We start from the raw sequence: 22,463 nt of genomic DNA on the forward strand, positions 1-22,463 counted from the left end.
TGTTTATGATGGCAAAATTAAAAGCGCTGGTTGTTGGTGCAGTGGTATTAATGCTAGCGGGATGTGTGACAGTAGAGCCTGAGCCGCCGGTGATCGTCAATGGTGCAGCGGGGTATTTGGAAAAAATTGCCTTACCTCAGGGAAGTGCGATTACGATTGCGGTGATTGATTTAGATACACCGGGTGTCATCATTGCCCAGAAAAGCTTTGATATAGCCCGCGCTCCGGTGCCGTTTAAATTTACTTTTCCGGCCGATACCATTGATGAGAGTATCAACTATGGTGTGGTGGCGATGATTCAGTATCAAGGTCAGATAATTTTCCAGACCTATGATCGCTTTCCTGTGATCAGCAACAATAAATTCACTACCGAAGTGCTGATGAAAGCCGTGAAAGGTCGATAGTCGACATTTTCTTGCGAGCATATAAGAGAAAAAAGGAGCCAATGGCTCCTTTGTTGATCGAGTGGCTAAATCCTTGTGCGAGTTACCTTTGTACCAACCAAAGCCAGTTAACTTTGTGCGCTAGATGAATATTTCTCACGTCATGTTGCTTGAATGTTAATTTTAAATTCAATACTCTGAAATATCTGTATTTGAGAGAATTATCTATGTCATTTTTTGGAAGTCATCAGCTATTTCATACCGACCAAGGTGAGCCACAAGCCGCCAAGATCAGCGCATCGGCCAAAACATTATTGGCAGTCGGCCTTGTGTTAATCACTTCAGCGATGTTCTTACCTGGCTAAATTCCTTAGATTTCTTACCTGGCTAAATTCCTTAGATTTGTTACCTGTCTTAAGTTTGCCTGCAGTTTTGTACAGTGATGTAAGCTGATAACCGTTTGGTTCTATGTAGCTATTTACCCATTCAGTATCTGAGCCTCCCCCTAGATTTGGGCCGCGACATTAACCATGAAAGTTGTCCTCAAAAACCGCTACAATGAGTCTATCGAGTTCAAAAGACTAAAAGTACAGAGACTTGAGTACCCCTAATCGATTAAGTCCTGCTCCTTGCGAGCAGCCCTATGTTGAGCAGTTAACCCATTGGTTAAACAGTGACGAGATTCGGCTTGCAGCACTGCAAATGGTGGCGCAGCTGAATCTTCCACAAGGTATGGTTGCTGCCGGTTTTATCCGAAATTTAGTTTGGGATAAACTGCATCAATGCCACTATCCCCTTAATGACGTTGATGTCATTTACTATGATGCATCCGATGTCAGTATTGCTGCTGAACAAGCTTACTGTGCACAGTTGCATCAATGGCAGCCCGCTTTGCCATGGTCGGTGAAAAATCAGGCAAGAATGCACCTACGTAACGGTGATGAGCCATATCAAAGCTGTGTTGATGCCATGAGCTTCTGGCCTGAACGTGAAACGGCAGTGGCGGCCAGTATCAATGAACAGCAGATTGAGTTATTCACTCCATGGGGATTAAGCTCTCTATTTCAGCTGTTATTGACGCCAAATTCTCGCCGCGATCGGCGTATTTTTCAGCAGCGTCTTGCCAGTAAAAATTGGTTACAACGATACCCAAAACTACAACTCGTCACGCCCTAAAATCGCCATCTCTCATGTTGCTAAATTGTTGTGTTGCGCAGGTCGTTATTTAAGCGATAGTGCGCGCTATGTGCGGGTAAAGCTCACTCAATGGTGATCTGTATCGACCTTTTTAAACGTGCATTATCAATGTTTGTTTAAAAAGCGTGATTTTGATCGCCTATCGCTACTTATTTATAGGTATTACTTGGTTTTATTGATTTGGATCAATTTGTCACATTTGGCTATCTGGCAGGATACGCGCAAATGTAAGGAACTTGCTAAGAATAACAACCAATGATGTTGTATTAATGGAGTAGTATGATGAGAAAAAATATCCTATCTGGTTTGATTGCCACCGCCCTATTAGCTACCGGTTTTACCTCTTCTGTTGCCGCTCACCAAGCCGGTGATGTTATCTTCCGTGCTGGTGCTGTCATGGTATCACCCAATGAATCTAGCCAAGATGTGGCTGGGTTTGGTGAGTTTGGTATTAGTGACGACACCCAAGTCGGTTTGAACTTTGCGTATATGGTAACTGACAACTTTGGTATTGAATTGCTAGCAGCAACGCCTTTCAGTCACGATGTGTCGTTAAACCTAGGGGACGGCAACGGTCATACTAAGATTGCTGAAACTAAGCACCTACCACCAACCTTAGTGGCCCAGTACTATTTCGGTTCTTCAGATTCTAAACTACGTCCATACGTAGGTGCAGGTGTGAACTTCACTAACTTTTTCGATAACGAATTTACCAATGACCTAGGTGGCGCACTGTCTGACCTAAGCTTATCGAACTCTTGGGGCCTAGCGGCACAAGTAGGTCTTGATTACCAAGTGAATGATAAATGGTTAGTTAATGCATCTGTATGGTACGCACAAATTTCCACTGATGTTAGCTTCAATCTGGGTGCTGATCCTGTGACCATTGAAACTGATGTTGACCCATGGGTTTACATGGTGAGTGTCGGTTACAAGTTCTAAGCTTATTGAACATGAAAAAGGCGCCTTAGGCGCCTTTTTTGTTATCAGTTATAAGCTCAATCAAGCCATTACTGCTGTTGTTTCTTGGCTGCTTTTTCGGCTTGTCGCTCGGCTTTAGTACGCCAATGGCGAGTGTTATAAATGAACTCGGGTAGCAATTTAGTTAACCAAGCCACTAGACGCCAACGTTTAGTGACGTAGACTTTTCGTTTACCTTTTTCCATTGCGCTGACCACCTGATTTGCCACTTCTGCCGGCGGAGATAGCCATAAGCGACTTTTTTGCATGGCGGCTTTGTCGAGTAAACCAAGCTGAATGTCGGTAATGGTGATAGGCAGTTTTAAGCGCTGCGCATGCATGCTCAGCCCTTCAAGGTAGTTGCTGGCAAAGGCTTTAGATGCATGATAAGCCACACTCGGACCACCACGCAGACCGGCAATTGAGTTGATTGCAGCAAGTTGGCCATAGCCTTGATCTGCAAACAGTTTAAAGGCGGTATTGCATACGGCGGAGAAGCCCTGCACATTAACGGTAATAATGTCCTGTTCTGGCTGCCAAGGTAAGGCGGCATCGTAACTGTTCAGTCCGGTGTTGACTAACACTAAGTGCGCGCCCCCTAAAGACTGCCAAACTTGTTCTAAACTGGCGATAACACTCTGGGGATCGGCGATATCTAATTGATGCAGGCTTACTTCAGTTGGCAAGCTAGTGGCGAGATCTGACAAAGAGTTTGGGTCTTGCGCAAAGAGCGCCAGTTTTACCCCTTGAGAGGCAAGTTTTTTGGCAATTTCTTGGCTGAGTAGTGAGCTAGCGCCCACAATAATAGCTGTAGCTTTGGTCATGAAGGTATTCGACATCAAATGGGTAGCCTATGATATGAATATCTGGGTCTTAGGACAAATTTTTATATAACAGACGTATGGACATCTAGAGGTCTTGATGTATGATTAGGAGCATTAATATGAAAAAGTGGTTAACACCTGTATTGCCATTAATGATGGCTGCCAGTGTATTAAGTGGCTGTGCAACGCCAAATGCGAGTGTGGCGATACAGGGAGAGGTTTGGTACAAGGAACGAATCGCACTGCCACCACAAGCAGTATTAACTGTTCAGGTGAAAGATGTATCGCTGATGGATGCACCGGCAGTGGTGATTGCAGAGATAGAGCGCAGTGGCGTCACGACACCAGCGCCATTTGAGTTTGTGATTAATCGGGATCAATTTGAGTCTGGGCATACCTATGCCATTGGGGCGAAGATCATGCTTGATGACCAGCTTATGTTCATTAATACCCAAGCCTACAATATTGATTTATCAAGCCAAGAACCGCTATCAGTATTGGTACAAAAGGTGGGCGCAGGACGATAGTCATCGCGCCGCACTCGACAGACAGTAGGAAGTTCGAAAGAGCTTCCTTTAACCTAAGAGTATAAGGGCGCTCAATGCCAGTAAGAATTCCAGACAATTTACCCGCAGCCGGGATCTTAGAGTCAGAAAACATCTTCGTCATGTCAGAGACGCGTGCTGCCAATCAGGATATCAGACCGATGAAGGTGCTGATCCTCAACCTGATGCCCAACAAAATTGAAACTGAAACCCAGTTGCTGCGATTATTGGGTAACACGCCGCTGCAAGTGCATGTTGATCTACTGCGCATTCATGACAAAGTCTCTAAACATACGTCTATCGATCACATGGATAACTTTTATCGTGATTTCGAGGCGGTCAGACATAACAACTATGATGGCTTAATTATTACTGGCGCACCTTTGGGGCAAATTGCCTTTGAAGAGGTGAGCTATTGGGACCATATTCGCGAAATCATCGACTGGTCACAGCAACATGTCACCTCAGTACTGTTTCTTTGCTGGGCAGCCCATGCGGCCTTATATCACCTGTATGGATTGGAGCGTAAGTTACTGCCCACTAAGCGCTCAGGGGTATTTAGTCATCAACGTAGTAGCAAGCATTACCCGTTACTGCGCGGCTTTGATGAAGAGTTCTACGCGCCGCATTCTCGCTTTGCCGAAATGGAAGTCAGTGAGCTAGAAGCCCATCCAGAGCTGAATGTGTTGACCCAGTCCCAAGAGGCTGGCGCTTATATGGTGTTAAGCAATAGCAATCGCAACCTGTTTGTAATGGGTCACCCTGAATATCAAAAAAGTACTCTTAAAGATGAGTATTATCGTGATCTCGCTGAGGGGTTACAGCCTGAGGTGCCACAAAACTATTTCAAGCATAATGACCCGGGCCTTGAGCCTATTGCGCGTTGGCACAGTCATGGCAGCCTATTGATCAGCAACTGGCTTAATTACTATGTTTACCAGTTAACACCGTACGATTTGGCGGACATGAGCGCCATAACCCCTTGGGAGAGTGACAATTAGTTGTCATGCTAACCCTAGGCTGTTTTAAGGGCTTGCAATTGTGGTCGATACTGTTCGGGCAAGGTAAATTCAATGCGTTTGCCGTCGGTCGGTGAATTAAACGCAAGAAAGCAGGCTGTCAGTTGCAGGTTAGCGTCATCACCGCTGGCATGACCATGTTGGCGGTCGCCTACCACAGGATAGCCACTGCTCGCCATATGAATGCGGATCTGGTGTTTACGGCCGGTTTCTATTTTTACTTCAACTAATGTGCGTTGCTGCTCTGAATCGTAGTGCAGCGCGCGTGCATGGGAACATGCCGGTTTACCGTCGACATCCGTGGTTAAGGTTAGCGGTGTGTCGGGAAATTGGCCTTCGACAATAACTTGATAAACTTTCTCCGTTTGGCGCAATTCAAACTGTTTGGCTATTGCAGCCGTTGCCGACTTAGTATGGCCTAGTACGATCAAGCCCGTTGCCGCGCGATCTAAACGGTGAATAATATTTGCCGTGCGCTGTGGCGTGAGGTTGAGCTCGGCAAAACGATTAATGGTGGTATGGTCGCTCCATTTGGAGCCTTGGCAAAGCATGCCATAGGGTTTATACCAGATACTGAACTGTTGTTGATCGCTCAGTAATATCGCGTCGTCGATCTGTTGGGCCAATACCGCCTCATTGTAGTATATATGCAGTGTATCACCGGGCTTTAACGGCTTTTTCGCGCGTCTTAATCTGGCAGTATATTTACCTCGTGTTAGCCATACCGCACCTTTGGCCATGGCTTGTTTTACCTGTTGTTTGGATAACGGGCATTGGGCGGCTAATAAGCTGGCTGGGTCAGTCTCTGGCTGGCCAATATCAAGATGTTGTTCAAGCTTTAATGGTGTAGTTGGCGCAGACACGATCGCTCCCGATTTTACCCTGCATGGTTAGGCGTTGGCTGACTAGTTTACACTAAATAGCCTGTGGATTAGAGCGTTCTGGCAGACAATCATGCTAATGGCTGTAATTTAATCAGCCAATGCAAACCGATGGATAAATGCAACGTGGGCTGAGGTTAATTTGCTTAAAAACGTGGTAAGAATGATACAATTGTTAGCCGCGGCTCATTTTTGCGGCTAAGTGTTAAAAGCTCAGGTGGTTAACGAATTGCAATAGGGATAGAAGTGATTGCCAATAAACTAAGTGTTACGTTGACCACCGCACTGCTGACTGTTTGCCTTTCGCTGGCGACAGAGGCTACAGCAGGTGAAAAGGACCAGCAAAAGCCGGACGAGGCCGAGGTGGGTGAAACTGCAACCCAAGCGCTAGACCCTTGTGATGCCGGTATTAACCCAGACGAAATGATTGATATTGCCTATCAATATCTCAACACCAAGTTTTGCCAGCCGGCTTTATGGTTCGACAGCTTTTTTCTTGATGATCGCGTTGAAGAAGATTCGCGCGCCGGTACCCAAGTGCGCTGGGGCAATGATTTTTCTTACTGTGGGGTCGATGGCTTTAAGTACCGTGCGCAACTCAATGCCCGATTTCATCTTCCCGGTGCCAGTAAAAAACTCAAACTCATTATCGACTCTCAAGGTGATGACGATCCGTTTGCTTTTCTAAGAAGCCCCGATGATGACGGTGAACGCGACATTGGTTTGCGCTATGACTGGTATTCTAGCGAGCGGGTGAGTTTTAATATTAAGGCAAACCTACAACCCAAAATTGAAGCCCGTTGGGGATATACCTACCCGCTATCAGAGGCGACCACCACTCGACTGACGCAAAAATTGTATCAAAAGAAAAAAGTGACCGGCGAGTCAACAGAATTCGATATTGAGCATGTGTTTAATGACTACTATTTACTGCGTTGGAGCAGTGTGGCGCAATATGAAACCCGCGACAATGGTTGGGAGTTTGGCAGTAGTTTACGCCTCTATCACTACATAAGCCCAGTGCGCGCCTTGAATTATATCGCCAGTATTTACGGGGTAGATACTCCCTATCACTATGTCGAAAACGCGCGTATTGCGGTGACCTATCGACAGCAATTTTTACGTGAGTGGTTATTTTTTGAGATCACACCAGAATATAACTGGCATAAAGAAGTCGATGAAGATCGGGTTGAACAGGTTATCTTAACGTTAAGGCTAGAGGTGCTGTTTAAAAACTTTTGAACAGGCTCCGTTAATTATTTTCGGCCGCTGAATGTCTACTGACACTATGCTGTCAGTAGGGGCTATTTATACTCTGTTTTGTCATCTTATACAGCGATGACGTAAGGAACTAAAGTTAAATTTCTATAAGGAGCAGAGTATGTTAACCCACACACCTTTGGTTTGGGGTGAAATCCCAGTAGCAGATATGGCCCGCGCAACCGCTTTTTACCAGCAACACTTTGATGTGGAGTTTAAGCATCAAGACAGTGATGATATGCAAATGGCCATTATTGCGACACAAGACCCGCAAGCCGCCAGTGTTGGCTTGGTGAAACACCCAATGATGCAACCCAGCGGTGATGGCAGTGTCGTGTATCTACATTTAAGCGAGCAATTGTCACCATTAGTGGCTAAGTTAACCCAAGCAGAGGTCAATATTGTATTGCCAGTGATGCCGATCAATGACGGTGAATGTGGCTACATTGCGTTGTTTGTCGATAGCGAAGGTAACAAAGTCGGCCTGTGGTCAGCACAGCAATAGTAAACTGCCGGCAGTAATTGCAAGCGCCGATTATCTATAGCACAAGGAAAGGAGTCGATATGCAACCTATTACTTTGACAGCCAAGCAAATTGTTGGCCATATGGTTCGTACTGATAATCAGTTGGAAAGTCAGCAACCCAGCCAAAAAATCGCACCAATGTGGCAAGGTTTTATGAGTCAGTATGGCCAAAGCTTGTATCAGAAACATGAGGTTTATGGCGTGTATTTTGATTATGAGTCAGACCATACAGGCAGCTACAGTGCAATGGCTGGTGCCGCGAGCGGTGTGATTGAAGGCAGCGAGCTGCATCCTTGTGCAATAGCCCCAGGCCAGTACCTTAAGTTTACCGCCCAAGGTAAGATGCCTGATGTTGTGGTCAATTTATGGCAAGATGTTTGGCAGTATTTTGCCGACGCAGAGTGTCAGTATCAACGAGCATTTGATAGCGATTTTGAATGCTATACCAGCACCGATAGTGTCGATATTTACATTGGGATCCACTAGTACGTATGCCGCTAACGAATAAGGTTGGCGGCATTAACTCGTTTAAGGCAGGTAGGTAATGGGCGAACGCTCGTTATCATCTTGCCATTACACCATTTATTGAGGTGAGCATGCGTCGAGCAGACCGCCTGTTTCAAATTGTGCAATTACTGCGACATCGGCGGATGATGACAGCGCAGCAATTGGCGCAGCGATTAGATGTCTCTGTACGCACCATATATCGTGACATTCAAGACTTATCCTTGTCGGGCATTCCTATTGAGGGTGAGGCCGGTGTGGGCTATTTGTTGCGTCAAGAGGTCAATGTGCCGCCACTGATGTTCAATGAACATGAGCTAGAAGCCATTCAGGTGGGGATGCGCATGGTGCAAACCTGGGGCGGTAAAGAGTTGGGCCAGGCCGCTAAGCAGGCCATGATCAAGGTTGAAGCTGTGTTACCTGAGCGTTTGCAGGCATATCAATCATTGATGTTCGCCGTAGACTATTTTGTGGATGACAGTGATTTTAAATATCTCGATATCTTACGAACGTCAGCGAACCAGCGTCAATGTATTGAAATCGAGTATCAAGATGCGCAGCAAGCTAACAGCAGCCGTCGCCTGAATCCATTGGCAATCTATTTCTGGAAAGGGACGTGGACGCTACTTGCTTGGTGCCTGTTGCGTGATGATTTTCGTAACTTTAGAGTAGATCGTATTGTCTCAGTAACAGCCACGCAAACCCATTTTACGCCAACACCGGGGCAGGAATTGTCAGACTACCTTGCCAGTTTACAAGATAGTCATCATTAACCGAGTTCAGTTAACTATTGGCTAGCTCAAGCAATGCCGGTAGGTAAGGATTAGCTTGCTTAGCAATTTGGGCTTGCTCAATCAAGACTTGCTGCAATATCTCATCTGTGGTTAAAGGATTCGCCAATACCACTCTAAATACGACTGATTTTAAATCTTGAATGATGCGTTGTGGTTCTGGGTTGATACGAGTACGCGATACAAACGAGGTGCCTTGTTCACGTTGACGCTTTTGGATGAACTTGGTCAGGCCATCAAGCAGTTGATGATATTGCTTAAGCAAATCGTGATCTTGTTGTTGCCGCGCCTGTGCCATTGCTTGCTGCACGACACGCGGTACATAGCGATAGGTTAACAAACACAGCTCTGGTTCGGTGATTAACTCAAAATCCGCTTGGGCGTGGATCATGTCGGCAAATCGTCGCGCTTTTTCAAGGCTGTTGTTGATTAAAATCTCATAGCCGTCTCGCCCGACTACATTTAAGCAAGCGTGTACCAGCATTGCCATGCCTGAGCGCGAACCTTCTAAGGTCTGGCTACCTAAATCTTTTGAACCTTTACGCAAAATATATTCAGCATGATGCTTAATGGCGTTAGCAAACTCGGGATCTTTAAATAACACCATACCGGCGCCCATTGGCACATACATCTGCTTGTGAGCATCGATGGTAATCGAGTCGGCGTGTTCAATACCGCTCAGTAGGTGGCGATATTTGCTCGACAATAAGCTCGCGCCGCCCCATGCTGCGTCGACATGGAAATGGCAGTCGAGTTCTTTAGCCAGCGTGGCAAGCTGCTGCAGCGGATCAATACTGCCGGTTTCTGTGGTGCCAGCAACACCCACAATGGCCATTACTTTGATGTTGTCTTGAGCCAGTTTTGCGGCGGTTTGGCGCATCAGTTCGACATCAACTTTATTGTTATTGTCGGTGGCAACTTGAATGATATTGCTGCGACCAATGCCTAATAGATCTGCGGTCTTACCCAGCGAATAGTGACCGCGCTCAGAGACCAATATTGCTAAATCATCATAGCCATAATGACGTAAACCACGCACTAAGCCATCTTGGGCCACGCCGTTAAAGTCGCCATCGGCGGCTAATAAGCGGTTACGCGCAATCCATAATGCGGTGATATTAGCGATAGTACCGCCGGAGCAAAACGCCCCAAGAGAGTGGCTGGCACTGTGCATCCAGTTTTGATAGAAGTAGTCACTTTGGCCATAAATCATATGGTGCATCATGCCGAGCACTTGGCGTTCAAGTGGCGTGAATGCTTTAGAGGTTTCTATTTTGACTAGGTTTTGATTGAGCCCCACCATCATTTTCGATAATGGCAGTACAAAATAGGGTAATGCTGAGGTCATGTGGCCGATGAAGCTTGGTGACGACGTATGGACGCTGTGGGCCACTAACGTTTGCATCATGTCATCGGCGTAGTCTGAGACAAAGCTTGGAGATTGTGGAATTTGGTGCGCTTGAAAGTCTTTTTCAACTTCCGATAGCGGCTTTTCAACGGCAACGATGCTTTCTTTAAGAAAACCCATCAAGTTTTCGGAAATATTTTTCTCAATTTTTCCAAGGGTTGAATCGGGCGCTTCCGGCAGAGTAAATATCCGCATTAGCGCTTCTTCAGAAGCTGTTGCTTGTCGTTGTTGTTTGGCAGCCATCAAGACTTATTCTCTCACACAATCCGCTCACGCCCTTATTCTGAGCATGTAGTCTAAAAAAAGGAGCTAACTTTACTTTATGCTTTATATCGCATCAAGGGGAAAAGTGAAATGGCTTTGTAATAAATAACCCCAGAGGTCAGCCACATGATAGGCTCAATCTCTGGGGTTTAATCTACAGCTCTAGGCGGTGCGAGTGAGCTGACGCGCCTATTTTTGACCGAGCTGATACATTGCAGCGACATTCACAGCCGTAGAGTATAAGTTGTGTTTTGCCCCCGCTAATACCTCGGCAAGTGGCAAGCTACGTGGCGTCACTGAGAATATTGCTTTAAAACCATGTTCAAGCAAAATGTTGGCATCTTCACTGACGCAACCTGCGATAGCGATCACTGGGATCTGTTGCTGACTGGCTTCACGTAATACGCCCATGGGGGTTTTACCGTGCAGTGTTTGGCTATCTAATCGACCTTCTCCGGTGATAACTAAATCAGCACCGTTAAGTTTGTCTGCTAGCTCAACGGCGTGCATCACAATGTCGATGCCAGGTTTAAGCTCGGCATCTAAAAAGGCCATAGTGGCCAATCCCATGCCGCCTGCTGCTCCGGCGCCTGCAACCTGTCGATGGTCGATCATATCAGCTTGAGCAATGATATCGGCAAAATGGCCTAACGCAGCATCTAGCTGACTGACCATGGCAGGACTGGCCCCTTTTTGCGGGCCAAATATCGCAGATGCGCCTTTTTCGCCGCATAACGGATTGTCGACATCACAGGCGATTTCAAAGTGGCAGTCCGCAATAGCAGGGTGAATATTACGGCTATCAATGCGATGTAAATCAATTAACGCTGCGCCGCCTGGAGCAAGCGGTGTACCGTTTTGGTCGGTGAGATGGACACCTAAGGCTTGCAACATACCAGCACCGGCATCGTTTGTGGCACTGCCGCCTAGACCAATAATGATATGACGAATACCGCGATTGAGGGCATGACAGATCAGCTCACCAGTACCATAACTGGTGGTGATTAATGGGTTGCGCTGCGTGTCACTGACATGGTGCAAACCCGATGCAGAAGCCATTTCAATCACTGCGGTGATCCCGTCACCGAGCAAGCCATATTGCGCGGCCACGGGCTCGCCAAGGGGGCCGATAACGGTCACATCAATTAGTTGGCCATAGGTGGCATCGACCATTGACTGTACCGTGCCTTCACCGCCATCTGCGACGGGAACTTTCAGGTAATCTGCCTGGGGAATTATCTGCCTAAATCCGCGTTCTATCTCGTTGGCGACATCCATGGCGCTAAGGCTTTCTTTGTATGAGTCTGGAGCAATGACGATTTTCATTGGATGTTCCTAACAGAGCTAATTAATAATGTCGAGAAAAACCCCCGCCGATATTATCGGCGAGGGTCAACGCTCTAAAGTAAGATAAGGCTTAGAATGTACACCAACGTCATGGCAGTTAGACCTTGGATTAAGGTCGCCATGGTTTGGGCTTTATAGGCTTGTTTAACGCTCATGCGGCTAAATTGAGTCACTACCCAGAAGAAGCTGTCATTGGCGTGAGACACAGTCATAGCACCTGCACCAATGGCCATTACCGTTAACACGCGGCCCATATCGCTGGCTAATCCAATATCACCTAACATTGGCGCGACTAGCGCAGAGGTTGCCACTAAAGCAACGGTTGATGAGCCTTGGGCTGACTTAAGCGCCGCCGCGACAATAAATGGCATGAAGATGCCAATGCCTAATGCTGACAGTGATGTGCCAATCACGGTACCGATATCGGCCGCTTTTAGTACTGCACCAAATGCACCGCCGGCACCGGTGATCAACAAAATAGGGGCTGCAACGGTTAACGCCTGAGTAATGCGCTCGCTAAACTCTTTGCTCTTGTCATCGGCTTTAAGTAAAAACAATGACAGCAGTAGGCCGACCAATAAGGCATTAACTGGCTGACCGAAGAACGCAAACAGCTCAAAGGCAAAGCCTTCACCGATAGGCGCGGTAGGGAAGTTGGCGATAGAGCCAAAACAGATCAGCAAAATTGGAATGAAAATAGGGGCAAAAGCACGTGTTGGTGATGGCAACTTGCCATAGGTGGCTTTTAGTTTTTCAAAATCTTCTACTTTTGACTTAAGCTCTTCTGCGCCTTCACCGTCAGGTTCAACATTTTTAAAACGGTTGGCCCATAAGGTACCCGCCAAAGCAGCGGTTGCGGCAACAAACACACCAATGAAGATCACTAGGCCCAAGTTCGACTCTAAACCGAGATTACCTGCAGCAGCAATAGGGCCTGGTGTTGGCGGTACAAACGTATGGGTCGCATACAGACCGGTTGCCAGTGCCACACTCATGGCGACGCTAGAAACTTGCATGCGGTTCGCCATTGATTGTTTTAGTGAGTTGAGAATTACAAAGCCTGAGTCACAAAAAACGGGAATCGATACAATATAACCAATGATTGACATGGTGAGTGTCGGGAAGCGTTTACCGAGGACCTTGATGACAAAGTCTGCCATGGTAATGGCGGCACCACTTTTTTCAAGAATGGTTCCGATAATGGTACCCAGGACGATAACTAGACCAATATAGCCTAGAATCCCACCAAAACCGGTGGCGATAGTTTTGGCAATTTCAGCACTCGGCAAGCCATAGGCAAATGCGGCAATGAACGAGGCAAAAATTAGCGTTAAGAAGGGGTGCAACTTGAATTTTGAGGTAGCGATTACAATAAATGCAATGACCGCTAGTAGGATCAGTACTAAGCTCATAGGGTGTCCCTGTATGGGTATTTTTAGTTAAATTGTTCTGTTTGCTGAACAGTGGACCCAACTCAAGAGGGACAAAAGTCCTCGATGCTGAGCACATTGGTATTTCAGGCTTGGGCTATTATCAACACAATCGACAAGCTTGGCTTCGTGTTATAGAACAGATATGACTAAAATATCCTAGGCATCTTTGTGCGTATGCACAAAATTGCCTGGACTGGGGCAGATATTCATCGGTTTATTGTGCTTTAGTACATAGCTAGTCAGCGGTTTTTTGCCCGCTAAGTGCCATTTTGAGATAAGTTTTGGCCGACGTATAGGCGCAGTAACCCATCTAAAGATTGTAGGTTTATTCCGGTGAGTTGCTCAATTCGCTCTAGTCGATATCTAAGGGTATTACGGTGAATGTATAAGCTCTGGGCGCAGGTTTGTAAATCGCCAAAGTGCTGCAAATAGGCCCGCAGCGTTTTATCTAGCTGCTGGTTTTTGTCTGAGTGCAGTAAACGTTGATAGGGAGCCAATAGCTGATCGGCTCGCCAACTGTCCTTTAACCCGGCTAACAACACTAAAAAAGAGTAATCTTCATATAAATGCTTGCTTTGGCTTGGCTCAATTTGGCTGCCGATGCGCAGGGTTTCTTTTGCCGTTTGATAGGAGCGGTTGATATCTTTACTGGCCGTAAAGTAATGACCCAGTGCGATTTTGCATTTGGTCGACATCTCAGCAGGCAGGCGTTTTAATAATTGATCAATGCGCTGGCTTTCCGCTTCTGCGTCCCACTGCTTGCCATCCAAAAAGGCCGGTTTTAGGATCACCAGCTCGGTCATTGAGGTCAGCGCCACCAGATTCCCCCGAGGTGGATTTTCCAATAAATTGACCAAGTGTTTTAACAATGAGTCAGCAAAATCTTGTTGGGTGTCCTCCTCAATGGCGATCACCGCCGCTACCCGAGGCAGGTTTAGGTCAATATCTAGTCTGGCCGCCCAGTCCTGTAAGCGTTCAAAATCGGGCCGTTTTTGCCGAATAAGTTGCAGGATGAACTCTTCTTTTTGGCGATTTTGCCACTGGGCGAGCTCAATAGAGTTGGACTGTTCAACAATCATCTCTGCGGTCATTTTCAGCAGTTCGCCATAGGCACGTAGGCTATCGGGTTCGCCAGTAATACCAATGACACCGATAATCTCGCCTTTATAATGCAGTGGTAAGTTCATGCCGGGCTTCACGCCTTGCAGACTGCGTGCGCTACCACTGTCTATTTCTACCGTTCGATTTTGACTGATTGCCAGCAGTGCACCTTCATGGGTAGAACCAATACGCGCAGGCTCGCCGGATCCTAAGATCACCCCTTGATTATTCATGACGTTGATATTGTGACCAATGATTTTAATGGTGCGATCGACAATTTGTTGGGCGATGTTGGCGTCTAGAAAGTACATGGACTGCTCATGGTTATTGACTGACTTGGCTTAGCTTATGCGCTTGCCGGCAAATAGCCTAATGTTGATGCAAACTTCGCAACCGAGATCACTGCCTCAGCTGCGATGCGGTTTTTTGCTGTTTGTTTTCAAATAACCTTTGGTCGGCAGTCACAATAAGATTATCTAGTGACGATTTTGCCCCGGGCTTGATGGTGGTGTAACCCACTGAGTATTCAAATTGTGGAACGCCAACATCACTGGCAGCAAGTGCTTGATTGAGCCTGTCGGTGTAAAGGGTAATACAGTGCTCATTTTCGGCATGCAGTAACACCAAAAACTCATCGCCCCCCCAACGGGCGACTAAATCACAGCTACGACTGTTATCTTTCAAACTCTTAGCAAAGTGCTGTAACAGGCGGTCGCCAACATCGTGGCCATAGCCGTCATTGATCTGCTTAAAGCCATCTAAATCAAAATATAGCAAGATCAACTGTTTGTTCAGACGGTGGGCCAAATCTTGGGTGGGGGTCATGAGTTCACTAAAACCACGTCGATTATAGATCTGGGTTAACGGGTCGGTGTAACTGAGTGTCAGCAGCTGGTTTTCTCGATACAGATGTTTGAGATCGCTGTTAATGATCTCTTTGATTAGATCGAGTGTGTCTATGTATTTTTGTGGATAGTTGGTGGTCTCAGTATCGAGTACACACAAGGTGCCAAATACTGAACCATCGGGCCAGCAAATCGGCAAGCCTAAATATGAGACATAGTTATCTTCGGTATACTCAGGGTTATCGGCCCAGCGCTGTTCACCACTGGCATCTTTTACGTATAACTCTTGGGAATTTTTTACCACCTGATGGCAATATACATTGGTATTGAAGTCGGCATAGCCGCCAGGCTTATAGTGGGTATCAGGTGTCTGCGAGGCGATGAGCACTTCAATGCCTTTTACATTGGCTTGAGTGATAAAAGTTGAGGGGGCATCAAACATATCAGCGACAGTATTAACTAGACGTTGCCAGCGAAGCCAGTCTATTTCTTCAATTTCCATATCGAGTATAGAATTGTATGGATAAGGACCAAATGCTGGATTAGAGTCTTCTTTCATCGCTGCACCTTTTTTCGACTGTCTTTATTAGTTTAGCTAAGCAAATCTTTTACGCGAGTTTTCAATTGCGGTAATACCTGCAGTGCAAACTCAGGGTGGCGTTTTAGCCAAATATTATTGCGTGGACTCGGGTGTGGCAACACCAAAGTATCTGGCCAAAATTGTTGCCATTGCTGTACTGATTCTGTCACTGTCGTCGGTTGTTGTAAATGCCAGTCGATAGCATACTTGCCCACTAAAAGTGTCAGTTCTACTTGGGTTAATTGCGCCAATACGGCTTGTCGCCAGTGGTCGGCACACTGTTTTAATGGCGGTTTGTCGCCGCGTTTATTTTGTTCTGCACTGTAGGTACCTGGATAGCAAAATCCCATCGGCAATATGGCAAATAGTTGCGGGTTGTAAAACTGCCCCTCGGTCACGCCAAGCCAATCTCTAAGCCGTTTACCACTGGCATCATCAAAAGGCCGCCCAATATCGTGGGTTTTACGTCCCGGTGCTTGGCCTGCAATGAGTATTTTGGCATGGCTATGCAGTTGCACAATGGGCTTAGTTGCTAACGGCAGTTGCTCGTGACACAACTGACAGCGGTTTATCTGCGCTATCAGCTGTGTCAGGCTCAGTTGTGATGGGGTTGGCACTAGATATGTTGGCTAAATTGGTACAGCCAATACCCTATGTAGCCATAGCCCCAAAGTGCAATGCCATGTGCAGCAATTTTGATGGCGATGTGTTTGGCATTGAGGGCGGCGACATGGGCGCAGGCAATAGCAAATAGGGCGATAGGGGTGAGGGTGTATGCTGCCAGCATGAGTAACACGGCAGCCATCAGCAAGGAAGCGGTTGCCCAACTCGGTTTACTTTTGTCGACATTGACTAAATGCATTGGCAGCAGTGCCAGAGATACCGCCACAATGACGACGCCCAGATTAAGCATAATGGCGCCAACACCTTGTAAGTATATCAAGGCTATAGCCAGCGCGGCTGCGGCAACAAACAAACTGATAGCCATGTGAGCCTTGGCAAAACCGCGACTGCTGTACTGTCCGGTGAAATGAAACAAGCCAATTAACAATAGGTTAAAAATACAAAAGCCACCTAAGCCAATGGCCAACAACAGGATATTGGTGGTGTCTGACTGAAAGGCGAATGCCGGTAATGGAAAAAGTAGGGCGGCGAGGGACAAGCGTCGTATTAAAGGAGATTGGCTTTGCATCGGGTGTCTTGATAAATAAATTTGTGGTTAAGATCGCTTAAACTTGGGGAGAGTTCAACTTAAATTGCCGCCCAATGTTTAAAATTGCAAGCTTGACCAGTTTCACCACCCAGCAGCCTTGGCAAACTAGGGGAGTTGTAGCGCCTAGGCGGCGGATAAAGGTCAATATGGCTTGGTTAATGACAGAGTCAATATCGTTGCGACATTGTTCTTAAAGTTAATGATTGCTGGCTTGGTTAGCGATGTTGGCGGCGTATCTTGAAACAATTTCATTGAAGAAACTGATGAGTCAATAAGGTGGTGCTGATCTGTAAGTTATTGTTTTTAAATTTATAAATAGCTTTATGTGGTCACGCCAGCTTAACTTGCTTTGCTTGTTTTTGAGCCGGATGTGGGATATGTTATTGTTCTAAAAAAAGAATAATAACGACCTTCTGTTTATGGCTAAATTTTCTGCAGTATATAAAGTCGGTAAAATCGAGGTAGATCCCAAGTCAGATCAGTTGCGCTGCGGTGATCAGCTTATTGAAATTCAATCTATGGTGATGAAGGTACTGGGGTATTTTTGTCATCACAGCGACCGCTTGATAACCCGCGACGACTTAAGGCAAGAGGTATGGCAAAACACCGCGACCTCCAACCACACCATCAATAATCATATTTACAGTTTACGTCGTCATATCGCTAAGCTTGATCCGAGTGTTAAATATATTCATACCGTCACTGGTGGCGGGGCAAATGGTTATCGGCTATCTGAGCCTATGATCTACTGCGACCAGATGAGCGATGATGGTGATGTTAACCAAAACACTGCCGATATTGCAGGCGATAGCAGTGCAGCAAATACAGATAATGTCGACGCAACAACCAAGCATACAGCTGATAACTCGGCGACCCAAGTTGATAGCAAACAGTGGCAGCGGCATTGGTTCAAGTTAGGTTTAGCATTGATAGGATTGGGGGCGCTGCTAGCCGCCATTGGGTTGTATCTGTCTTCTGACCCCATCCGCTATGACAATGTCAGTTTACTATCTGCTCAACCAGGGCGTGAGCAATCGCCCAGTATTTCAGCTGATGGTCAGATTGTGGTTTATGCGAGTAAACACACTCAGGATGATGTTTGGGAGCTGTATGCCTCAAAGTTAGATTCCTCCTTTAGTGGGGTAAAGGTCTTTGCCGGCAATGATAACTATGACAACTTTGCTAGCCTATCACCCAGTGGAAATAAGCTTGCGTTCCATCGTTTACGTTTTGGCGAGGAGGGCATTTATGTTGCAGACTTCGACCGCGATACGCTAACTGCAACCAATGCCCGTAAGCTAGTTAGCTTAACTCGAGATAATTTATCGCCAGCGATCAGTTGGTTGGACGAACAGCGCTTTTTCTACAATGCACAAGAGGCTTCTTGGGCGCCAAAGAAAATCTACCTATATGACATTAATACGGCTAAGAGTGAGCAAATTAGCTCGCCAGCCATCCAGTCCAATGGTGATTTTGCCAATGTCGTATCCCCTAATAAGCGATGGTTGGCAATAATGCGTGCCTCTGAGGGGTATGACGGCGTCGAGTTGGTTTTGTATGATATTGATGCAAAAAGCTTTATTAATACTGAGGTTAAACTCACCCATACGCGGCTGAATGTCAGTTTTAGTGATGACAGTGAGTTGGTGTACTTTATTGACGATGCGGGATATTTAGCTCAGTTTGATTTGGCACAAGCGCAAGTCACGCGAATTTCTAGCGCCGTCGTCAATGGTTATTGGCCACTAAAAGTACCGGGTAAGTCGCAGTTTATATTGCAACAAGATTGGGGCTTGTCCTCTCTGACCACTGAAATTGTTCGCTATGCTAATCCGCTGCTGGGCGAGACAAGTCGCCCGCAGGTTGTGGTCAATAATGGCTTATCAATACGGGCAATAACTGGGGTGGCCGATAACGGCTTTATTTTTGTGTCTGTCAACCCGAATCATCAGATTGAACTGTGGCGGTATCAAGCTGGCAAGGCCTACAAACTTGAGGAGTTTCAGCAGCAAGCTTCCTATCGGTATCCGTTGAGCTTAAGTTGGCTTGCTGGCTCGGATCAAGCGCTATTAAGTGTTAATGGGACCTGCAGAGTGATTGATATTAATACCGGCAAAGACACACCTTTGTGTCCTAAAGGCGAGCTGGTCTACGCTGGTACCTACTCTGCCGATGCGCAGTCTATTTACTTTGCAGCCTTTGATGATAAGTACTCTAAGGCCGTCAATATGGGTATGAGTGGCTACCCTCTGGTTGATGTACCACAGATGGAGCGTGCCAATATGATACAAGATAGTGGCAATGGCTTATTGTACTATCGGGTTGAGCCTGGTACCGATATTTACCAGTATGACGCCAGCACTCATCAAACCCAAAAATTGATATCAAGACACTACATTGCCAACGGTTATACCACCAATGATTTTGTTGTTACGCAATCCGGTATCTATTTTATGGATAGGCCTAAAGGTGGTCGAAATGCCGTTTATTATTATGATTTGGCCACACAGGTGACCACTCACCTATTTGATACCCCCAACCTTTATCCTAATATTGTGCTTAGCGATGACCAGCGCCATATATATTTGATTCAATCGGCCCATAACGATACTGGCTTACTGTTGGTCAAATAGCGCTTGAGTCATATTGATCCATTAATAGCAGTCAATAGCTGCTATTAATGGATTGCTCAATGTCATACTGCCAATCATCAAAACCTCGATAGCGATAAGGCGTTCAGCATCTTTTTCAAAAGCCCCCTTGCTGCGTTACCTAATAGTGTTATCTAAGCGGGTTACTTAGCCACACCTTCAAGGCTGAATCTTGTCATGTCAGTCATCTCGATGAGTCACGATTTATCATCTGAATCTTTATTGATCATTTCTTGGTTAGGGTCATAGAAATGAAACAAAGAAGCTAAGCTTATGTTTTAAAAGGTTTGTTTGTGTTGTTTTTGGCGCCATTTTGCTCAAGTTGGCGTTTTAGCCTCCCTTGTTGGCTGATTTAATGCGTGACTAGAATCCAAGTGCTTATCTTTTGTGCACAGCAAAAGGCTTAAGTTTTATATCTCAGGTTTTAGGTGGCATCAGTCACCACTGCGCCGGAGTTAAGCATTGCAATTTAAATCAATGGATTACCATATTCTGCAGTTTAGAAAATAGTGAACCGCTTTGTCTTTCAACATGGAAAGCGACATATGAACAACAATAATAAATCTAACCGTGCGGCCAACAAGCTTACGAGAGTGACAAGTAAAACTCGTATAGCGAGTACCGCTTTACTGGCGTGTTTTTGGGCGAGTCATGCCAATGCGCTATGTGATATATCACCCGATAATCGCTACGAATTTATCGAGAGTATCAGTCTCGATGGTAGTGAATTGACCGATAACGCTGAACTCAGTAGCTATCCGACATTAATTTTACAGCCTGGATATAGCAGCTATCGATATAGAGAGTATTGGAGTATTTGGATTGACTTGAATAAAGACGGTGACTTTTCCGACAGTGGCGAGTTGCTGTATCAAAGCCAAACCGCCAGCAATGAGTCGGTTACCGTGCAACTACCTATCACTGAGCAGATGACAGTTGACCAAACCCAAATGCGAGTCTTGTTGCATTCCGATGCCGTTGCCAGCGATTCGTGTAATTACGATGGTTATGGCGATGAGCAAACGGTGACAGTAAGCATTAATTCACATACAGCGCCCGGTGGTGGTGATAGCAATTACCAACTTGAGATCACACCCAGAGGTGGGTCCAATGAGCACATTGCCAGCATTACGTTAGGGCAGGAGCAACGTGTCTCAGGCGATAACAGTGGTTATGCGGATTTTACTAGCAGTACAGTGCTTAATATTGCCGATGGCGACCAAATTGCTTTGCAGCCCGTTACGAGTTGGAGTACCGACTGGGCCGTATGGATTGATAGTGACGCGAGTGGCAGCTTTGATGTTGATGAATTGGTATTTAGTGGCCAAGGACGCCGAGATGCGACGGTGCAAGGTTCGCTCGACTTGTCCACCATCGCAACGGGTAGGGCAAGGATGAGAGTGGCGATGAACGGTGACGGTACCGCCTTAGCCAGTGGTTTCCGCTATGGTGAAATTGAAGATTATAGCGTCAATGTTGGCGATGGTAGTGGCAATGATGACGGTAATGATGATAGCAATGAGCCACCGGTGGATCCCGGCGATAAACTCTATGGCTCCCACGTACAATGGCTGCACGACTCGGTGAAAGTCAAAGTGTTCAGATTTGAATTTACTGATGCAAAACTGTCTTGGACTGTTAATCGCATCGAGTCCGAAATGCAGGAAATCATCGATTACTTTGATGAGCAATCCTATGGGCGTTTTGCCGTGAACTATGATATTTACGACTCGGTAGTACAGGTTGGAGAGAGTGTTTCGCAATGGGACAATCGTGACCCCAACGACTGGAAAGCCTACTTCGCAGATAAGTTAGTCGCACTGGGTGAAACCGAGTACTGGAATATTGATGATGACACCATCTATTTGATTTTAGCACCACAAATCTCTGATTGGGGCATTAAAGCTGGAGTCAACCCTGGTGCCATTAGGATGTATGATACAGGTGATACACGCTCACAAGCTGGTGGCCTTGCCCATGAAATGGGTCATGCCATGGGGCTACATCATGCCCAAGGACTAGACGGCCACGCTAGCGTATTTGGGACGGGTGACTATGACAGTGAAATGATCGGCTATGGTAATGCGTTTAGTCTAATGGGTAACAATGCTTGGGACTTTGGTGGCTTAAACCTTTACTACAAAAACTTTTTCAAAAGCTGGAATATTACCGACGAAGTACCACAAGTTATTGAGTCAGGCACCTACCGAATTTATGCCTTAGATCATGGTCAGATTAATGGTGATATCGGTATTCGTCTTAAATCAGGTAACGATCAAGTCACCTACTGGGTTGAATACCGAACTAAAGATGGTGCTGACACTAATGGGGTGCAAATAAACACTGAAGGCTACTTTGCCGATGAAGATGCCAGATCATATTACTACGGCACTTCATTCTTATTAGATATGACACCGAACACTTTCCCTGACGATCTCAACGACGACTATGACGACTTTGACGACTTTATGGATGGCGCGCTAGTGATTGGTAAAAGCTATACCGATAAATGGGGCGCGTTCACCATTACCCCGGTGAATAAAGGTGGGGTAGTCGGTACCGCTTCGGCTTGGATTGATTTGGAGGTCGAGTTACATTAATTCGTATATGAACTTGGCGGCGTGAACTCGTCCACGCCGTTCGATAGTGTGGCCCCTAATCACTGGCTTATAGCGCTATGGGGCGTGACAGATAACATCAGGCTTGGTATTCAAACTTTGAATACCAAGCCT

General features: G+C 46.2%; 21 protein-coding genes. 12 read left to right on the top strand and 9 right to left on the bottom strand.

All coding sequences use genetic code 11. The features are described 5' to 3' along the window. Positions 1-5 precede the first annotated feature (5 nt). The 4 genes from L865_RS0105500 to ompW all read left to right on the top strand — a co-directional run bounded on the left by L865_RS0105500 (position 6) and on the right by ompW (position 2,522). Entirely contained in the window at positions 6-404 is a 399-nt protein-coding gene (locus L865_RS0105500) for a YbaY family lipoprotein (RefSeq protein ID WP_028772313.1), read from the top strand. 206 nt (positions 405-610) lie between these two features. Beyond that, the gene (locus L865_RS25415) at positions 611-748 is read left to right on the top strand and encodes a hypothetical protein (RefSeq protein WP_157577463.1); all 138 of its coding nucleotides are present in this window, start codon (positions 611-613) and stop codon (positions 746-748) included. Positions 749-980: 232 nt separating this feature from the next. Then, positions 981-1,559 carry a nucleotidyltransferase family protein gene (locus tag L865_RS23205; protein WP_051484458.1) on the top strand — a complete coding sequence of 193 codons (579 nt, stop codon included), beginning with the start codon at positions 981-983 and terminating at the stop codon, positions 1,557-1,559. 300 nt (positions 1,560-1,859) lie between these two features. Further along, positions 1,860-2,522, top strand: a complete 663-nt coding sequence (gene ompW / locus L865_RS0105515; RefSeq protein ID WP_028772314.1) for an outer membrane protein OmpW — start codon at positions 1,860-1,862, stop codon at positions 2,520-2,522. A 68-nt stretch (positions 2,523-2,590) separates the two neighbouring features. Here the strand turns inward: ompW and L865_RS0105520 are convergent, their stop codons facing one another. After that, positions 2,591-3,364, bottom strand: a complete 774-nt coding sequence (locus tag L865_RS0105520) for an SDR family NAD(P)-dependent oxidoreductase (RefSeq protein WP_028772315.1) — start codon at positions 3,362-3,364, stop codon at positions 2,591-2,593. A gap of 119 nt (positions 3,365-3,483) precedes the next feature. Between L865_RS0105520 and L865_RS0105525 the strand changes: the two genes are divergently transcribed. Together L865_RS0105525 and metA are read left to right on the top strand one after the other, a co-directional pair. Further along, positions 3,484-3,891, top strand: coding sequence for a YbaY family lipoprotein (locus tag L865_RS0105525; RefSeq protein WP_028772316.1), 408 nt, complete (start codon positions 3,484-3,486; stop codon positions 3,889-3,891). A 74-nt stretch (positions 3,892-3,965) separates the two neighbouring features. Next, positions 3,966-4,910 (top strand): homoserine O-acetyltransferase MetA, encoded by a 945-nt coding sequence (metA, locus tag L865_RS0105530; RefSeq protein ID WP_028772317.1) that lies wholly within the window; start codon positions 3,966-3,968, stop codon positions 4,908-4,910. 14 nt (positions 4,911-4,924) lie between these two features. Here the strand turns inward: metA and L865_RS0105535 are convergent, their stop codons facing one another. Then, entirely contained in the window at positions 4,925-5,791 is an 867-nt protein-coding gene (locus L865_RS0105535; protein ID WP_037470582.1) for an RluA family pseudouridine synthase, read from the bottom strand. 264 nt (positions 5,792-6,055) lie between these two features. Here L865_RS0105535 and L865_RS0105540 point away from each other — a divergent pair, with 264 nt between their 5' ends. From L865_RS0105540 to L865_RS0105555, 4 genes are all read left to right on the top strand, one after another. After that, complete coding sequence (locus L865_RS0105540) at positions 6,056-7,051, top strand: hypothetical protein (protein WP_211237690.1); 996 nt, start codon at positions 6,056-6,058, stop codon at positions 7,049-7,051. Positions 7,052-7,190: 139 nt separating this feature from the next. Beyond that, positions 7,191-7,574 (top strand): VOC family protein, encoded by a 384-nt coding sequence (locus L865_RS0105545; protein ID WP_028772320.1) that lies wholly within the window; start codon positions 7,191-7,193, stop codon positions 7,572-7,574. Between the two features lie 59 nt (positions 7,575-7,633). Next, complete coding sequence (locus L865_RS0105550; protein ID WP_028772321.1) at positions 7,634-8,080, top strand: GyrI-like domain-containing protein; 447 nt, start codon at positions 7,634-7,636, stop codon at positions 8,078-8,080. Positions 8,081-8,190: 110 nt separating this feature from the next. After that, positions 8,191-8,871 (top strand): helix-turn-helix transcriptional regulator, encoded by a 681-nt coding sequence (locus L865_RS0105555; protein ID WP_028772322.1) that lies wholly within the window; start codon positions 8,191-8,193, stop codon positions 8,869-8,871. Positions 8,872-8,881: 10 nt separating this feature from the next. On the opposite strand, the gene panP is transcribed toward L865_RS0105555, so the two are convergent. From panP to L865_RS0105590, 7 genes are all read right to left on the bottom strand, one after another. After that, positions 8,882-10,540, bottom strand: a complete 1,659-nt coding sequence (gene panP, locus L865_RS0105560; RefSeq protein ID WP_028772323.1) for a pyridoxal-dependent aspartate 1-decarboxylase PanP — start codon at positions 10,538-10,540, stop codon at positions 8,882-8,884. Between the two features lie 210 nt (positions 10,541-10,750). After that, the gene (locus L865_RS0105565; RefSeq protein ID WP_028772324.1) at positions 10,751-11,887 is read right to left on the bottom strand and encodes a glycerate kinase; all 1,137 of its coding nucleotides are present in this window, start codon (positions 11,885-11,887) and stop codon (positions 10,751-10,753) included. A 74-nt stretch (positions 11,888-11,961) separates the two neighbouring features. Continuing rightward, on the bottom strand, positions 11,962-13,320 hold the full coding sequence (locus L865_RS0105570; RefSeq protein WP_028772325.1) for a GntP family permease: 1,359 nt from the start codon (positions 13,318-13,320) through the stop codon (positions 11,962-11,964). A 278-nt stretch (positions 13,321-13,598) separates the two neighbouring features. Then, on the bottom strand, positions 13,599-14,753 hold the full coding sequence (locus tag L865_RS0105575) for a sugar diacid recognition domain-containing protein (protein ID WP_028772326.1): 1,155 nt from the start codon (positions 14,751-14,753) through the stop codon (positions 13,599-13,601). Positions 14,754-14,841: 88 nt separating this feature from the next. Continuing rightward, positions 14,842-15,846: a sensor domain-containing diguanylate cyclase gene (locus L865_RS0105580; protein ID WP_028772327.1), complete on the bottom strand. Its 1,005-nt coding sequence runs from the start codon at positions 15,844-15,846 to the stop codon at positions 14,842-14,844. 32 nt (positions 15,847-15,878) lie between these two features. Then, positions 15,879-16,484 (bottom strand): uracil-DNA glycosylase family protein, encoded by a 606-nt coding sequence (locus tag L865_RS0105585; protein ID WP_028772328.1) that lies wholly within the window; start codon positions 16,482-16,484, stop codon positions 15,879-15,881. After that, complete coding sequence (locus tag L865_RS0105590) at positions 16,484-17,059, bottom strand: hypothetical protein (protein ID WP_028772329.1); 576 nt, start codon at positions 17,057-17,059, stop codon at positions 16,484-16,486. Before L865_RS0105590 ends, L865_RS0105585 begins: the two co-directional genes overlap by 1 nt. Before the next feature lie 440 nt (positions 17,060-17,499). Here L865_RS0105590 and L865_RS0105595 point away from each other — a divergent pair, with 440 nt between their 5' ends. Together L865_RS0105595 and L865_RS24495 are read left to right on the top strand one after the other, a co-directional pair. Further along, on the top strand, positions 17,500-19,713 hold the full coding sequence (locus L865_RS0105595) for a winged helix-turn-helix domain-containing protein (protein ID WP_028772330.1): 2,214 nt from the start codon (positions 17,500-17,502) through the stop codon (positions 19,711-19,713). A 563-nt stretch (positions 19,714-20,276) separates the two neighbouring features. Continuing rightward, positions 20,277-22,331, top strand: a complete 2,055-nt coding sequence (locus L865_RS24495) for a GEVED domain-containing protein (protein ID WP_051484459.1) — start codon at positions 20,277-20,279, stop codon at positions 22,329-22,331. The last annotated feature ends 132 nt before the right edge of the window (positions 22,332-22,463 follow it).

The sequence above is a fragment of the Shewanella waksmanii ATCC BAA-643 genome (assembly GCF_000518805.1).
Classification (GTDB): Bacteria; Pseudomonadota; Gammaproteobacteria; order Enterobacterales; family Shewanellaceae; genus Shewanella; species Shewanella waksmanii.

What these genes read in the sequence shown, in the direction of transcription:
- L865_RS0105500 (WP_028772313.1), top strand. Translation starts at nt 6, where the DNA reads ATGATGGCAAAATTAAAAGCGCTGGTTGTTGGTGCAGTGGTATTAATG.
- L865_RS25415 (WP_157577463.1), top strand. Translation starts at nt 611, where the DNA reads ATGTCATTTTTTGGAAGTCATCAGCTATTTCATACCGACCAAGGTGAG.
- ompW (WP_028772314.1), top strand. Translation starts at nt 1,860, where the DNA reads ATGATGAGAAAAAATATCCTATCTGGTTTGATTGCCACCGCCCTATTA.
- L865_RS0105520 (WP_028772315.1), bottom strand. Translation starts at nt 3,364, where the DNA reads ATGACCAAAGCTACAGCTATTATTGTGGGCGCTAGCTCACTACTCAGC.
- L865_RS0105525 (WP_028772316.1), top strand. Translation starts at nt 3,484, where the DNA reads ATGAAAAAGTGGTTAACACCTGTATTGCCATTAATGATGGCTGCCAGT.
- metA (WP_028772317.1), top strand. Translation starts at nt 3,966, where the DNA reads ATGCCAGTAAGAATTCCAGACAATTTACCCGCAGCCGGGATCTTAGAG.
- L865_RS0105545 (WP_028772320.1), top strand. Translation starts at nt 7,191, where the DNA reads ATGTTAACCCACACACCTTTGGTTTGGGGTGAAATCCCAGTAGCAGAT.
- L865_RS0105550 (WP_028772321.1), top strand. Translation starts at nt 7,634, where the DNA reads ATGCAACCTATTACTTTGACAGCCAAGCAAATTGTTGGCCATATGGTT.
- L865_RS0105555 (WP_028772322.1), top strand. Translation starts at nt 8,191, where the DNA reads ATGCGTCGAGCAGACCGCCTGTTTCAAATTGTGCAATTACTGCGACAT.
- panP (WP_028772323.1), bottom strand. Translation starts at nt 10,540, where the DNA reads ATGGCTGCCAAACAACAACGACAAGCAACAGCTTCTGAAGAAGCGCTA.
- L865_RS0105565 (WP_028772324.1), bottom strand. Translation starts at nt 11,887, where the DNA reads ATGAAAATCGTCATTGCTCCAGACTCATACAAAGAAAGCCTTAGCGCC.
- L865_RS0105570 (WP_028772325.1), bottom strand. Translation starts at nt 13,320, where the DNA reads ATGAGCTTAGTACTGATCCTACTAGCGGTCATTGCATTTATTGTAATC.
- L865_RS0105575 (WP_028772326.1), bottom strand. Translation starts at nt 14,753, where the DNA reads ATGTACTTTCTAGACGCCAACATCGCCCAACAAATTGTCGATCGCACC.
- L865_RS0105580 (WP_028772327.1), bottom strand. Translation starts at nt 15,846, where the DNA reads ATGAAAGAAGACTCTAATCCAGCATTTGGTCCTTATCCATACAATTCT.
- L865_RS0105590 (WP_028772329.1), bottom strand. Translation starts at nt 17,059, where the DNA reads ATGCAAAGCCAATCTCCTTTAATACGACGCTTGTCCCTCGCCGCCCTA.
- L865_RS0105595 (WP_028772330.1), top strand. Translation starts at nt 17,500, where the DNA reads ATGGCTAAATTTTCTGCAGTATATAAAGTCGGTAAAATCGAGGTAGAT.
- L865_RS24495 (WP_051484459.1), top strand. Translation starts at nt 20,277, where the DNA reads ATGAACAACAATAATAAATCTAACCGTGCGGCCAACAAGCTTACGAGA.